This is a genomic window from Massilia sp. P1_C10 (assembly GCF_056406475.1).
In genome coordinates this window covers 504,116-517,033 of the sequence record NZ_JBFUAC010000001.1, presented here as the reverse complement: position 1 = coordinate 517,033, position 12,918 = coordinate 504,116, and the positions used below count along the sequence as shown (strand labels likewise).

11 protein-coding genes are annotated in these 12,918 nt (G+C 67.0%); 8 read left to right on the top strand and 3 right to left on the bottom strand.

Annotated elements, in window-relative coordinates:
* Position 1: 1 nt before the first annotated feature.
* The 3 genes from AC1D02_RS02445 to AC1D02_RS02435 are packed head-to-tail and all read right to left on the bottom strand — an operon-like array spanning position 2 to position 3,031.
* Positions 2-1,609: an ExeA family protein gene (locus AC1D02_RS02445; protein ID WP_477313341.1), complete on the bottom strand. Its 1,608-nt coding sequence runs from the start codon at positions 1,607-1,609 to the stop codon at positions 2-4.
* Positions 1,610-1,613: 4 nt separating this feature from the next.
* The gene (locus AC1D02_RS02440) at positions 1,614-2,096 is read right to left on the bottom strand and encodes a hypothetical protein (RefSeq protein ID WP_477313339.1); all 483 of its coding nucleotides are present in this window, start codon (positions 2,094-2,096) and stop codon (positions 1,614-1,616) included.
* A gap of 8 nt (positions 2,097-2,104) precedes the next feature.
* On the bottom strand, positions 2,105-3,031 hold the full coding sequence (locus tag AC1D02_RS02435) for a LysR family transcriptional regulator (protein WP_477313337.1): 927 nt from the start codon (positions 3,029-3,031) through the stop codon (positions 2,105-2,107).
* 114 nt (positions 3,032-3,145) lie between these two features.
* Between AC1D02_RS02435 and AC1D02_RS02430 the strand changes: the two genes are divergently transcribed.
* From AC1D02_RS02430 to AC1D02_RS02395, 8 genes are all read left to right on the top strand, one after another.
* Positions 3,146-3,361 (top strand): hypothetical protein, encoded by a 216-nt coding sequence (locus tag AC1D02_RS02430; RefSeq protein ID WP_477313335.1) that lies wholly within the window; start codon positions 3,146-3,148, stop codon positions 3,359-3,361.
* A gap of 127 nt (positions 3,362-3,488) precedes the next feature.
* Positions 3,489-5,432: a CocE/NonD family hydrolase gene (locus AC1D02_RS02425; protein ID WP_477313333.1), complete on the top strand. Its 1,944-nt coding sequence runs from the start codon at positions 3,489-3,491 to the stop codon at positions 5,430-5,432.
* Positions 5,433-5,673: 241 nt separating this feature from the next.
* On the top strand, positions 5,674-6,546 hold the full coding sequence (locus AC1D02_RS02420) for a glucosamine kinase nucleotide-binding domain-containing protein (RefSeq protein ID WP_477313331.1): 873 nt from the start codon (positions 5,674-5,676) through the stop codon (positions 6,544-6,546).
* Complete coding sequence (gene nagA, locus AC1D02_RS02415) at positions 6,543-7,655, top strand: N-acetylglucosamine-6-phosphate deacetylase (RefSeq protein WP_477313329.1); 1,113 nt, start codon at positions 6,543-6,545, stop codon at positions 7,653-7,655. Before AC1D02_RS02420 ends, nagA begins: the two co-directional genes overlap by 4 nt.
* A complete protein-coding gene (locus tag AC1D02_RS02410; protein WP_477313982.1) occupies positions 7,648-8,658 on the top strand; it encodes an SIS domain-containing protein in 1,011 nt (336 codons plus the stop codon). The genes nagA and AC1D02_RS02410 overlap by 8 nt, the downstream gene beginning before the upstream one ends.
* Before the next feature lies 1 nt (position 8,659).
* A complete protein-coding gene (gene nagZ / locus AC1D02_RS02405; protein WP_477313327.1) occupies positions 8,660-10,138 on the top strand; it encodes a beta-N-acetylhexosaminidase in 1,479 nt (492 codons plus the stop codon).
* A gap of 237 nt (positions 10,139-10,375) precedes the next feature.
* On the top strand, positions 10,376-11,692 hold the full coding sequence (locus AC1D02_RS02400) for a tetratricopeptide repeat protein (RefSeq protein WP_477313325.1): 1,317 nt from the start codon (positions 10,376-10,378) through the stop codon (positions 11,690-11,692).
* 138 nt (positions 11,693-11,830) lie between these two features.
* On the top strand, positions 11,831-12,901 hold the full coding sequence (locus AC1D02_RS02395) for a flavodoxin family protein (protein ID WP_477313323.1): 1,071 nt from the start codon (positions 11,831-11,833) through the stop codon (positions 12,899-12,901).
* Positions 12,902-12,918 lie beyond the last annotated feature (17 nt).

Here is a 12,918-nt window from a genome sequence, read left to right as displayed (position 1 = left end):
GTCAGTGAGCCTTCGGCGCGGGGTCTGGTCCTGCGGACCTGACCCCATCCTGCAGCAAGCGCGGCTCGGCCACGCCGCCCAGCTGATTGAGTCGCATGTACGTGCGTGGCCCGGTGACGCCGTCGGCCTTCAGGTTCTGCTGCTTCTGGAATTCGCGCAGCAGCTTGCGCATGCGGGCGTCGAGCGGCTGGTTCAGCGCCGGCGCGGCGACCTTGTTGATCTGCGCGAGGCGCGCCGCGATCCAGTCCACGTCCGGCCCCACCTCGTCGGCCGCGACCTGGTCGCGGAAGCCGCGCGGCGCCGACCACAGCGTCGTGTACTCGCCGTCGAAGCGCGCCGCCAGCGCCGCCACGCCCAGCGTCTGCGACTTGCCGTTGACGCGCAGCGTCGCCTGGTTGTCGTCGAGTTTGGTCAGCACCGCGTAGGCCACTTCCTGCCCATCGTGCAGGGTCAGGATCGCCGGCCGGTCCAGCAGGCGCACTTCGTACAGTCCGCCCTTGCCCTTGTGGCAGTGCAGGTTCAGTTGCAGCGCCGCCTGGCACGGCTCGCCGGCAGGCAGCGGATCGCCCCACAGGCCGGCCAGTTCGCGCAGCGCGTCGTCGATGCTGGCGTAGACAGGCATGGCCGCGGGCGGCGGCGCAGGCGGCTTCACGGCCGGCGCCGCCACCTTCACCGGCGCCGGCGGCGCTGGTTTGTTGGCGAACAGCTGCCACGCGGCCGCCGCGCTGATCACCGCGCCGGAAAGCACCGCGGCGACGACCGCGGGCCAGCGGCTGGCTGGCGGTCGCTCGCCGCCGAACACTTCCTCGGCGGCGCGGCGCAGGATCGGGCGCGTCACTTCGCTGGAGTTCTCGACATACGCACCGAGCAGCGCGCGGTCGCACAGCAAGTTGATCCGCCGCGGCACGCCGTGCGTCAGGCGGTGCACCAGCGCCATCAGGCGGCGCGGGAACGGCGTCGCCGCGCCTGCCCCGGCCACCGCCAGGCGGTGCGCGACATAACTGCCGGTCTCGTCTTCCGACAGCGATCCGAGGTGGTAGCGCGCGATCACGCGCTGCGCCAGCTGTTCGAGCTCGGGCCGCGCCAGCATCGCGCGCAGCTCCGGCTGGCCGATCAGGATTATCTGCAGCAGCTTGCGCTCACTGGTCTCGAGGTTGGTCAGCAGCCGCAGTTGTTCCAGCACGTCGGCCGACAGGTTCTGCGCCTCGTCGATCACCAGCACATTGTTCTTGCCCTGCGCGTGGCTGGCCAGCAGGTAGGCGTTGATCGCGTCGACGTAGGCCTTGACGCTGACCGCGCCGGCGCCCGCGGGCGGCAGCACAATGCCGAATTCGTCGCAGATCGACAGCAGCAGTTCTTCCACCGACAGCTTCGGATTGAAGATATAGGCCAGCTTACAGTTTTCGGGAATCTGCTCGATGAAGCAGCGGCACACGGTGGTCTTGCCGGCGCCGATCTCGCCGGTCAGCAGCACGAAGCCGCCGCCGCTGCCGATCCCGTACAGCAGGTGCGCCAGCGCCTCGCGATGGCGCTCGCTCATGAACAGGTAGCGCGGATCGGGCGCGATGGCAAACGGCGCTTGCTTCAGGTTGAAAAATTGGGTGTACATGATGCTAGTTCGCCGGCAGCGGCTTGTACTTCACGCAGTAGATCTTCGACTTCTGGTTGAAGTAGACGATCTGGCTGCCGGGGATCGAGGCGCGCACCGGGAACTGCGACGCATCGACCGGCCGGTGCCGCACGCCGGCCGCCGCGCGGATCGCCTCGTCCAGCTTGTCCGGGGTGGCCTCGGTCACGGCGCCGACGAATACCAGTTCGCTGGTGTCGTCGCTGACCATCACTTCGGTCACCTGCGTGCCCCACAGCGCCCCTTCGGCCTTGAACCAGTAAGCGCCGCCCTCGTGCTTGTAGGCCGGGCCGAACGCGGTGGTGAAGTAATTGTAAAAATAGGCGTTGTCCATGTGGCTGCGGCACAGCAGCGCATTGCCGATCACCGGGCCGAAGGTCGACGGCGCCGCGCACGCCAGCGGCGCGGCCAGGCACGCCAGCGCGGCGGCCGCAAGTCGGAACGATCGGATCGGTTGTAGCTTGGACATGGGGAGCATTATGACATTGCGCGGGGCGGAAGCCACGGGTCGGACTCGGGACGCGGAAACTGCGCGCTCATGAAATCGACGAAGCTGCGCACCTTGGCCGACAGAAGGCGCCGGCTCGGATACACCATCATGATCGACAGCTGCTCGACGTAATGCCCTTCCAGCAGCTGCACCTGGCGCCCGGTCTCCAGGTCGTCCTCCAGCGTGTACGACGAGCGCAGCATGATGCCCATGCCGGCCAGCGCGGCCTGGCGCAGCACGGCGCCATTGTTCGACACCATGCGGCTGTGAACCGGCACGTTGACCCGTTCTCCGCCCGTCGTCACCGGCCAGTGATGGCGCAGCTGCTCGAAAGCGAAGTTCAGGCAGTCGTGCTTCGAGATGTCCATCAGCGTGGCCGGCGTGCCGCGCCGCGCCAGGTAATCGGGCGAAGCGCACAGCACCACGTTCGACGTCGCCAGCCGGCGCGCGATCATGCTGGCGTCGAATTTCTGCAGGCCGATGAAAATGCCGACGTCGAAGCCCTCCTCGACCAGGTCGACCGCGTGGTCGGACAGGGTCACATCCAGCACCACGCCAGGCACCAGCTGGGCGAACTTGGGCAGCAGCACCGCGAGCTGCGACTGGCCAAAGCCGGGATGGCAGTAGACGCGCAGCGTGCCGCCCGGCTCGCGCGCCGACTGCGAGGCGATGGCGTCGGCGTCCTCGATGTCGGCCAGGATCTGGCGCACCCGCTCGAGGTACTGCTGGCCGGTCTCGGTCAGCGACAGGCGGCGCGTGGTGCGGTTCAGCAGGCGCGTGCCGAGGTGCGCTTCCAGGTCGGCGACATTGCGCGTGACGACCGCCGCCGACATGTCGAGCGCCTGGGCGGCGCCCGCGAAGCTGCCCTGCTCCACCACCTTGGCGAATACCCGCATCGATCCCAGCCTGTCCATACCCCTCCTGATTATTGCGATCCGCGCAATTGTGCATTGCGATTATTCGTCTTTTTTGCGGAAGACGCAATGTGTAAAGTGGACACATCAACCAAACACAACCAGGAGAACACCATGAACGCATCGAAATTCCTCGCCGCCGCTGCCCTGATCGCCGCCGCCGGTTCCGTCATTGCCGGCGAGCCGCCGATCGCCGAATCGAAGCTGAACGTGCCGTCCGTAACCATCTCCTCGACGCGCAGCCGCGACGAGGTGCGCGCCGAGGCGATCGCCGCCGCCAAGAGCCACAAGACCACGCTGGCGGTCCAGCTGGAGCAGTACAAGAACTAAAGCATGAAAAATGGGGGCCGCGCGCACGCGCGGTCGCCATTTTGTTGAAAGCGTGCCATTGTGATAATGTACCTGCGCGCCAAGCGAGCCCCGCCTGGCATAGCCGGTTACGCTCACAAGGACGCCCATGACGCCATCCCTCCTCCGCCTCGCCCCGCTCGCCCTCGCCTTCGCGGTTGCCGGCTTCGCCCACGCGCAAACCGCCACCTACCCCAACCTGCCGTCCGAAACGCCGGCCGAATTCGTCCCCGTCGTCTCCAGCTTCAACTACATCAAGCGCACCGTGATGGTGCCGATGCGCGACGGGACAAAGCTCAACACGATCATCATCGTCCCGCGCAACGCGCGAAACGCGCCGATGCTGCTGACCCGAACGCCGTACGACGCCAGCGGCATCACGAGCCACAACGAGAGCTCGGACATGATGTCGATCCTGCAGGGCTACGACAACGCGGCCGACGTGATCGTCGAAGGCGGCTACATACGCGTGGTGCAGGACGTGCGCGGCAAGTACGGCTCGGAAGGCGACTACGTGATGAACCGCCCGCTGGCCGGCGGCTCGCTCAATCCCACGCCGGTCGACCACTCCACCGACACCTGGGACACGATTGAGTGGCTGACCAAAAATGTGCCGGAGTCGAACGGCAAGGTGGGCATCATCGGCATCTCCTACGACGGCTTCCTGCCACTGATGGCGCTGGTGAACCCGCACCCGGCGCTGAAAGTGTCGGTGCCGATGAACCCGATGGTCGACGGCTGGATGGGCGACGACTGGTTCCACCACGGCGCTTTCCGCCAGATCAATATGTCGTACATGCTCGAACAGGTCGTCACGCGCAAGAACGACGCCAAGTGGTTCACCTCCACCTACGACGACTTCGACACCTACCTGCGCGCCGGCTCGGCGTCCGAACTGGCGCGCCAGCGCGGCGTGACGCAAAGCGGCTTCTGGAAAAAGCTGTCGGCCCATCCGACTTACGACGCGTTCTGGCGCGAGCAGGCGATGGACAAGATCCTGGCGCGCCAGCCGGTCACCGTGCCGACCATGCTGGTGCACAGCCTGTGGGACGCGGAAGACATCTACGGCGCCATCGCGGTCTACAAGGCGATCAAGCCGAACGACAAGAACAACGACAAAGTGTTCCTGGTGATGGGGCCCTGGTCGCACGGCGGCGGCATCGGCGACGGCAGCAAGCTCGGTGAAGTCAAATTCAACAGCGACACCGCGCTGCACTTCCGCCAGGAGATCCTGCGCCCCTTCCTCGACCGCTACCTGAAGGACGCGCCGGGACCTGCGGCCGACATCGCGCCGGTGTCCGCGTTCGAGACCGGCACCAACAAGTGGCGCAGCCTGGCCTCGTGGCCGAGCGGCTGCAACAGCGGCTGCGCGATCCGGCCGGTGCCGCTGCGCCTGGTCGCGGGCGAAAAGCTTATCCTCGGCGGCGCCGGCGACCGCGGCTACGACGAATACATCTCCGATCCGGCCAAGCCGGTGCCGTACCGCGCGCGCCCGCTCAATTACGGCTACGACGAAGCGAAGGGCCAGACCTGGCCGCGCTGGCTTACCGACGACCAGCGCGAAGCGTCGGGCCGCACCGACGTGCTGACCTTCACCTCCGATGTCTTGAGCTCGCCGCTGAAGATCAGCGGCGAGCCGATCGCCAACCTGGTCGCATCGACCAGCGGCACCGACTCGGACTGGGTGGTGAAAGTGATCGACCTGTATCCCGACCAGGTGGCGAGCCAGCCGGCGATGGGCGGCTACCAGCTGATGATTTCGGCCGATATCTTCCGCGGCCGTTATCGCGAAGGGTACGAGACCGCGAAGCCGATCCGGGCCGACAAGGCGCTGCCGTACAAGTTCGCGCTGCCGACGGCGAACCACGTGTTCCTGCCGGGGCACAGGATCATGGTGCAGATCCAGTCGAGCTGGTTTCCGCTGTACGACCGCAATCCGCAGACCTTCGTGCCGAGCATTTTCGACGCGCAGCCGGCCGATTTCAAGAAGGCGACGCAGCGGATTTACCACACCAGCTTCGTCGAGCTGCCGGTGGTCGAAGCCGCGAAGTAAGCAAACATGGGGTCAGGTCCGCCGGACCTGACCCCGATTCTGTCGGCGCCTCCAATAATACCGCCCACCCGCGCTCCCCCTACGAGCGAATGCATTAAATATCAATGAGTTATCGTCATAACGGCGAGTTATTCGATGATGCTGATTCGGCATATTTCAATACCACTTAAATACCTGTTGACAAGCAAGGGTGCGAATCCTATAGTGCCCTGACCTCACTTTCGCCCCCCAACAACACAACATGATCGAATACTTCATCGGCGTCGACGGCGGCGGAACCGGCACCCGCGTCCGCCTCGCGAACGCCGACGGCGCCGAACTGGCGCAAGCGCAGGGCGGCCCGTCCGGCCTCGCGCACGGCATCGACAACGCCTGGCAAGCCATCGGCGATGCGGTCGCCAAAGCGTTCGCGCAGGCTGGCATCACGACCGCGCCGATCGGCACGACGGCGATCGGCCTCGGACTGGCCGGCGTCCACAACAAGCAATGGGCCGCGCAGTTCATCGCCGCCAATCCCGGCTTCGCCGCGATTCGCCTCGAGACCGACGGCTTCACCACCCTGATGGGCGCCCACGCGGGCGCGCCAGGCACCATCGTCGCCATCGGCACCGGCAGCGTCGGACAGGCGCTGCTGCCGAACGGCGAACAGCGCGAAGTCGGCGGCTGGGGCTTCCCCGCCGGCGACGAAGCGAGCGGCGGCTGGATCGGCCTGCGCGCCATCAACCACATCGAAAAAGTCATCGACGGGCGCCAGCCTGACAGCGCCTTCGCGCAAGCCGTGATCGACGCCTGCGGCGGCCATCGCGACGCGATCCAGGTGTGGCTGGCCAACGCCAACCAGACCGCCTACGCCAAGCTGGCGCCGATCGTCGTTGCGCATGCCGCGACCGACGACACCGCGCGCGGCTTGCTGGCGGCAGCGGGCCGCGAGGTGGCCAGCATCGCCCACGCGCTCGACCCTTCCGGCACCTTGCCGCTTGCCCTGTGCGGCGGCCTCGGCGCGCCGCTGCGCGCATTCCTGCCGGCCAACCTCCTCGCGCGCAGCAGCGCACCGCAAGGCGACGCCGCCGCGGGCGCACTGCGCATGATCATGACTACGGAACCACGCCAATGAGCGCTGCAATCAAAGGTAATATCCTGACCCCGCAAGGCTGGGTCAACGGCGAGATCGGATTCGACGGCCGGGTCAACCGCATCGACGGCGCCGCGGCCGATCCCTCGGCCAACGGCGACGACTACATTATTCCCGGCTTCATCGACCTGCACGTGCACGGAGGCGGCGGGCGCGACGTGATGGAAGGCGGCGACGCGCCGCACGTGATCGCCGCGATGCACGCAAAGCACGGCACCACCAGCCTGCTGGCCACCACCATGACCGCGCCGCCCGAAGACATCGTGATGGCGCTCAAGGCCATCGGCGCCGCCTGCGCCGCGCCGCGCCCGAATGCGTCGCGCATCCTCGGCGTGCACCTCGAAGGCCCGTACATCAATCCCGGCAAGCTGGGCGCCCAGCCCGACTACGCGCGTCCGGCCACGCTTGCCGAAGTGCGGGAACTGGAAAGCTACGCCCCGATGCGCCTGATCACCGTGGCGCCCGAAATGGAAGGCCATCTGGCGCTGGTGCGCCAACTGGCCGACGCCGGCATCCGCGTGCAGATTGGCCACACCACCGGCTCTTACGACGACGGTGTGAAGGCGCTGGAGCACGGCGCGGCCGGCTTCACCCACCTGTTCAATGCGATGAACCCGCTGCACCACCGCGCGCCCGGCATGGTCGGCGCCGCGCTGGCGCACGCAGACTACGCCGAGATCATCCCCGACCTGCTGCACGTGCATCCGGGCGCGATCAAGGTGGCGCTGCGCTCGATTCCGCACCTGTTCTGCGTGACCGATTCGACCGCCGCCACCGGCATGCCGGACGGCGAATACATGCTGGGCCGCCAGCTGGTCCATAAGTGCATGGGCGGCGTGCGCCTGCCCGACGGCACGCTGGCCGGCAGCACCCTCACCATGGACCAGGCGCTGCGCAACCTGGTCGGCATCGGCCTGGACCTGGCCGACGCCTCCAGGCGCGTGTCCACCAACGCCGCCGACTACCTGGGCGAAACCCAGCGCGGGCGCCTGGCGCCGCGCTGCTTCGCCGACATCGTGGTCCTCGACCGCAACCTGAACATCAAAGCCGTATATATCGAAGGAGAAGTTTGTGACCTCACTGATGCTTAAAGAGGCTGTATCCGCAGCCGAATGCGTTTCGCTGCAACTGTCGCAAGACGTCGAGCGCTACGCCGAACTTGGCCGCAAACTGCGCTCCACCAATTTCAACACCGCGCTGACCATCGCGCGCGGCAGCTCGGACCACGCGTCGAACTATGTCGCCTACCTGATCATGGCGCGCCTGGGCCGCGTGGTCGCGTCGCTGCCGATGTCGCTGCTGACGCTGTACAAGTCGCCGATCATCACGCGCGACACCCTGACCATCGCGATCTCGCAGTCGGGCCAGAGCCCGGACGTGGTCGAGCCGACCCGCTACTTCCGCGACGGCGGCGCCACCACGATCGCGCTGGTCAACGACATCGATTCGCCGCTGGCCCACGCCGCCGAATGGGCGATGCCGCTGCATGCCGGCAAAGAGCAGAGCGTCGCCGCCACCAAGAGCTTCATCACCAGCCTGGTGGCAGGCGCGCGACTGGTCTCGCAATGGCAGAACGATCCCGAGCTGGCCGAAGGCCTGGCCGCGCTGCCGGAGGCGCTCGCCGCCGCCGCGCAGGCCGACTGGTCGGCCGCCATCGACGTGCTGGCCCCGGCCCGCAACATCATGGTGGTCGGACGCGGCATCAGCTTCCCGATCGCGCTCGAATCGGCGCTGAAATTCAAGGAGACCTCGGCGCTGCAGGCCGAAGCATTCAGCGGCGCGGAAATCAAGCACGGCCCGATGGCGCTGATCGACGAAGGCTACCCGCTGCTGATCTACGCAACCCGCGGACCGACGCAAGCGAGCTTGGTGCAGCTGGCGACCGAGATGCGCGGCCGCGGCGCGCGCGTGCTGCTGGCGGCGCCCGCCGACATCGCCGAGCGCGACCTGACCCTGCCGGTCGCCGCCACGCCGGACCTCGATCCGATCGTCGCGATCCAGTCGTTCTACGTGATGGCCGCGCAGCTGTCGAAAGCGCGCGGGATGGACCCGGACCGCCCGCGCCACCTGAGCAAAGTCACCAAGACCAACTGATATGACCGACTCCCGAAACCTGGCCGGCCGGCTGATCATGGTGCGCATCGGCGGCACCGAACTCGATACCGCCACCGCGCAATTCCTGAAGACGAACAGCGTGCGCGGCGTGTGCCTGTTCCGCAATAACATGACCGACGCAAACCAGCTCGCGCGCCTGACAGCCAGCCTGCGCGCGGTCATGGGCCCGGATGCGCTGATCGCGCTCGACCAGGAAGGCGGCGCCGTGGTGCGATCGACCTGGGTGCCGGCGCCGCCATCGGCGATGGCGCTCGGCGCGGCCGACGACGCCGAACTGGCGCGCAAGGTCGGCGCCGCGGTCGCGCGCGCGGTCAAGGCGCTCGGCTTCAACTGGAATTTCGCGCCCGTGCTGGACCTGAACAACAACCCGCACAACCCGGTGATCGCCGAGCGCTCGTTCGGCGCCGATCCGCGGCGCGCCACCGAGCTGGCCATGGCCTGGATGGCGGGCAGCGAATCGGAAGGCGTGGCGTGCTGCGTCAAGCACTTCCCCGGCCACGGCGACACCCACGTCGATTCGCACCGCGACCTGCCGACGGTCGACAAGCCGGTGGCCGAACTCGAGCAGTTCGAGTTCGCGCCGTTCCGCATGGCGGCCGGCCGCGCGCCGGCGATGATGACCGCGCATATTATTTATCCGACGCTCGATCCCGAGTTCCCGGCCACCATGTCGCGCCGCATCCTGACCGGGCTGCTGCGCGAGCAGTGGCATTACGACGGCGTGATCATCACCGATGCGATGGACATGCACGCGATCGCGCACCGCTACGGCGCCGGCCATGCGGCCGTCAACGCGCTGGTGGCGGGCGCCGACATGGTGATGGCGCTGGGCGACGCGGCGATCCAGGAAGAGACCATCGCGGCGATCGCCGCCGCCATCGACAACGGCAGCCTGAGTGATGACGACGTCGCCCGGCGCCTGGCGCGCCTGGAAGCGCTGGCGAGCGCCTATCCGTGCGTGCAGCGCGGCTATCCGGAAGACAGCGGCGACCGCGCACTGATGGCCGACGCGTGGCGGCGCGCGCTGACGCTGCGCGGCGAAGCGCGCCGTCCCGCCGCTGGCGCAAAGGTGCGCCTGGTGGTGCGCCAGGACCGCGTCAGCGACGGCGTGTCCGAAGCGGGCGTGCCGGCGGCGGCGGTGGCCGCGTCGCTGCAGCGCCTGTACGACGTCGAGCTGGTGACGTTTGCCGACGCCGAAACGTTCGACTGGAGCGCGCTGCCGGACGACGGCCGCTTCACGATGCTGGCGTCGACCTCGCGCCTGCGCTACGGTCCGAACGCGCGCGCCAACTGGAAGCCCGACCTGCACCTGTGCCTGTGGAATCCGTACCAGGCGCTCGACATCGCGGCGCCTGCCGTGATCACCTACGGCTTCGCCGCGCCGGCGCTGGACGCCGTCAACGGCTGGCTGGCGGGAGAACTCGAAGCGCGCGGCCGCGCCCCGGTCGCCGGCTTCTGAAGTCCGGGGTCAGGTCCGGCGGACCTGACCCCATGTTTCGACCTCGGCGCGGAACGCACCGCCGCCGCAAAACTCCCTTACAGACGCTCACACAATTGCAGCGTCGATTTATCTGGTTTATGGGACAATACGCGCTCTTCGATACCGCATTGTCGAATCAGCATGTCCACGGAGCGACGCCTTCGCGCGTTATCCCAGCCTCAGCTCATTTTTTTGTCATTGATTGAAGGGTTTTCCATGTCCCAATTCCGCCTTGCCCGTATCAGCCTGATGATGGCCGCGATCGGCCTCGCCGCGCCTGTCCTGATGACCAGCGCGCACGCGCAGCAGAAGCCGCCGGTCCCAGCGGCAGCGCCTGCCAAGCCCGCCGACACCCTCCGTCCCGAGCTGTTCAAGCTGCTCGACCCGGCGGCCGTGAAGCAACTGATCACCGACAAGAAATTCGACGAGCTGCAGACCCGCATCACCCAGGCCGAGGCCATCCCGGCCAAGACTCCCTACGAGCAGTACGTGCTGGACCGCATGAAAGTCGCGTTCGCTTCGGCCACCAACAACGATGCGATGTTGACCAGTTCGCTCGAAGCGGTGATCAATTCGGGCCGCATGGCGCCGGCCGACCAGGCCGAGTTCGTGCTCGCGCTGGGCAACTCCTACTACAACGCCAAGAACTATCCGAAGGCGATCGAGTGGTTCACGCGTTACCAGAAGGAAAGCACGACGCCGCTCAAGGCGCGTCCGGCGCTGATCCGTTCCTACTACCTGAGCAACGACTTCGCCACCGCCAAGACCATGCTGGCGCCAGTGATCGCCGAGGCCGAGAAGGCCGGCCAGACGCCGTCGCTGGAAGACCTGCGCCTGCTGGGCAGCGCCGCGGCCAAGGTCAAGGACGATGCCGTGTATGTGGAGACGCTGGAAAAGCTGGTCGCGTTCTACCCGACCGACGACTTCTGGACCGACCTGCTGCATCGCATGCAGAGCAAGAAGACCTTCAATCAGGCCCATGACATCGACGTGCTGCGCCTGAAGATGGTCGCCGAGAAGACGCTGGCGCCGGAAGAATACACCGAGCTGGCCGAACTGGCGCTGCAAGCGGGCTTCCCGACCGAAGCGAAGAAGGCGCTCGACGCCGGTTACGCCGCCAACGTGCTGGGCACCGGCTCGAACGCCGCCAAGCACAAGGCACTGCGCGACCGCGCCAACAAGGGCGCGGCCGACGACGCCAAGAACATCGCCAGCGGCGAGGCCGGCGCGGCCAAAGCCAAGGATGGCACCGGCCTGGTCAACCTGGGCTACGCCTACGTGACCATGGACCAGTTCGACAAGGGCATCCCGCTGATGGAGCAAGGCATCGCCAAGGGCGTCGGCAAGCGTCCCGAAGACGCCAAGCTGCGCCTGGGCATCGCCTACGCCAAAGCCGGTAAAAAAGCCGAAGCGATCAAGACCTTCGAGTCGATCAAGGGCGCTGACGGCTCGGCCGACCTGGCCAAGTACTGGACCCTGTGGGTCAACCGCGCGCCTGCCGTTGCGGCGGCGCCGGCGCCAGTGGCCAAGTAAGCTTCGCCACATCGCGCATGGGGGCAGGTCCGCAAGGGCCTGCCCCTTTTTTGTATCCGGGGGCAATAGGTTAGTTGGCGTACATAAACGTCACGAATTTTCTTGGATACTCGATTCACATCCATGAAAGGTTCCGCCATGACCGACGTACGCAAAGGACAGGCCCCGGGCAAGCTGGGGCGCGACGAGTTCCACCTGGTGTTCCGGCGCTCGTTCATGGACCCGGCGTTCAACAAGGTCGGCGGCGAGCTGGCCAAGGTCGAAGAAATCGCCTGGAACAACTACAAGGAATCGCACAAGGCGCCGGTCACCGAAAAGGCCGGCCCCGGTTTCGCCGATCCCGACTACGACTTGTCGGTCGAATGGAAGGCGGCGCGCGAACGCCTGCTGGCCGCGGAAAAGGCGCAGAAGGATCCCGCCACCAAATCGCGCGTCCTGCTGATCAACGGCTCGGCGCGCAACGACGGCACCTGCCCCGGCGAAGTGTCCAAGACTTGGCGCATGACCGGGTGGGCGCGCGAAGTGCTCGAGGCGCAGGGCATCGAGGTCGACCTGCTCGACCTGTCGCTGCTCACCTCCGACTATGATCGCCACATCCATCCGTGCAAGGGCTGCGTGTCGACCGCCATGCCGCTGTGCCACTGGCCGTGCAGCTGCTATCCGAATCACTCGCTGCACCAGACCAGCGACTGGATGAACGAGATCTACGAGAAGTGGGTGGCGGCGCATGGCGTCATCATCATGACGCCGGTGTACTGGTACCAGACGCCGGCCGTGCTCAAGCTGATGATCGACCGCCTGGTGTGCGCCGACGGCGGCAATCCCGATCCGACCACCACGCACGGCAAGAAGGCCGAGGAAGCCAAGGCGCTGGAGCTGGCCGGCTGGGACTATCCGAAGCATTTGCAGGATCGCGCGTATGGGCTGGTGGTGCATGGCGACGTGGCCGGCATCGAGGGAACCCGGCGCGGGCTGTCGGACTGGCTCGACTGGATGGGCCTGATCGACGCCGGCAGTTTCGCGCGGCTCGACCGCTACATCGGCTACTACGAATCCTATGCCGAGAGCCACGAGCACCTCGACAAGGACACCGCGTTCCAGGAGGAAGTGCGCAATGTGGCGCGCGCAGTCGGCACGGCGGTGAAGGAGCTGCGCGCCGGCCACCTGTCGGCGCCGGACCGGCGCCTGGCAGCGCCGCGGCCCAAATAGAACGGAGGCCCGCCCGC

Bases quoted from the DNA above. Each gene is read 5' to 3' on its own strand.
- AC1D02_RS02445 (WP_477313341.1), bottom strand. From the start codon at position 1,609: ATGTACACCCAATTTTTCAACCTGAAGCAAGCGCCGTTTGCCATCGCG.
- AC1D02_RS02440 (WP_477313339.1), bottom strand. From the start codon at position 2,096: ATGTCCAAGCTACAACCGATCCGATCGTTCCGACTTGCGGCCGCCGCG.
- AC1D02_RS02435 (WP_477313337.1), bottom strand. From the start codon at position 3,031: ATGGACAGGCTGGGATCGATGCGGGTATTCGCCAAGGTGGTGGAGCAG.
- AC1D02_RS02430 (WP_477313335.1), top strand. From the start codon at position 3,146: ATGAACGCATCGAAATTCCTCGCCGCCGCTGCCCTGATCGCCGCCGCC.
- AC1D02_RS02425 (WP_477313333.1), top strand. From the start codon at position 3,489: ATGACGCCATCCCTCCTCCGCCTCGCCCCGCTCGCCCTCGCCTTCGCG.
- AC1D02_RS02420 (WP_477313331.1), top strand. From the start codon at position 5,674: ATGATCGAATACTTCATCGGCGTCGACGGCGGCGGAACCGGCACCCGC.
- nagA (WP_477313329.1), top strand. From the start codon at position 6,543: ATGAGCGCTGCAATCAAAGGTAATATCCTGACCCCGCAAGGCTGGGTC.
- AC1D02_RS02410 (WP_477313982.1), top strand. From the start codon at position 7,648: ATGCTTAAAGAGGCTGTATCCGCAGCCGAATGCGTTTCGCTGCAACTG.
- nagZ (WP_477313327.1), top strand. From the start codon at position 8,660: ATGACCGACTCCCGAAACCTGGCCGGCCGGCTGATCATGGTGCGCATC.
- AC1D02_RS02400 (WP_477313325.1), top strand. From the start codon at position 10,376: ATGTCCCAATTCCGCCTTGCCCGTATCAGCCTGATGATGGCCGCGATC.
- AC1D02_RS02395 (WP_477313323.1), top strand. From the start codon at position 11,831: ATGACCGACGTACGCAAAGGACAGGCCCCGGGCAAGCTGGGGCGCGAC.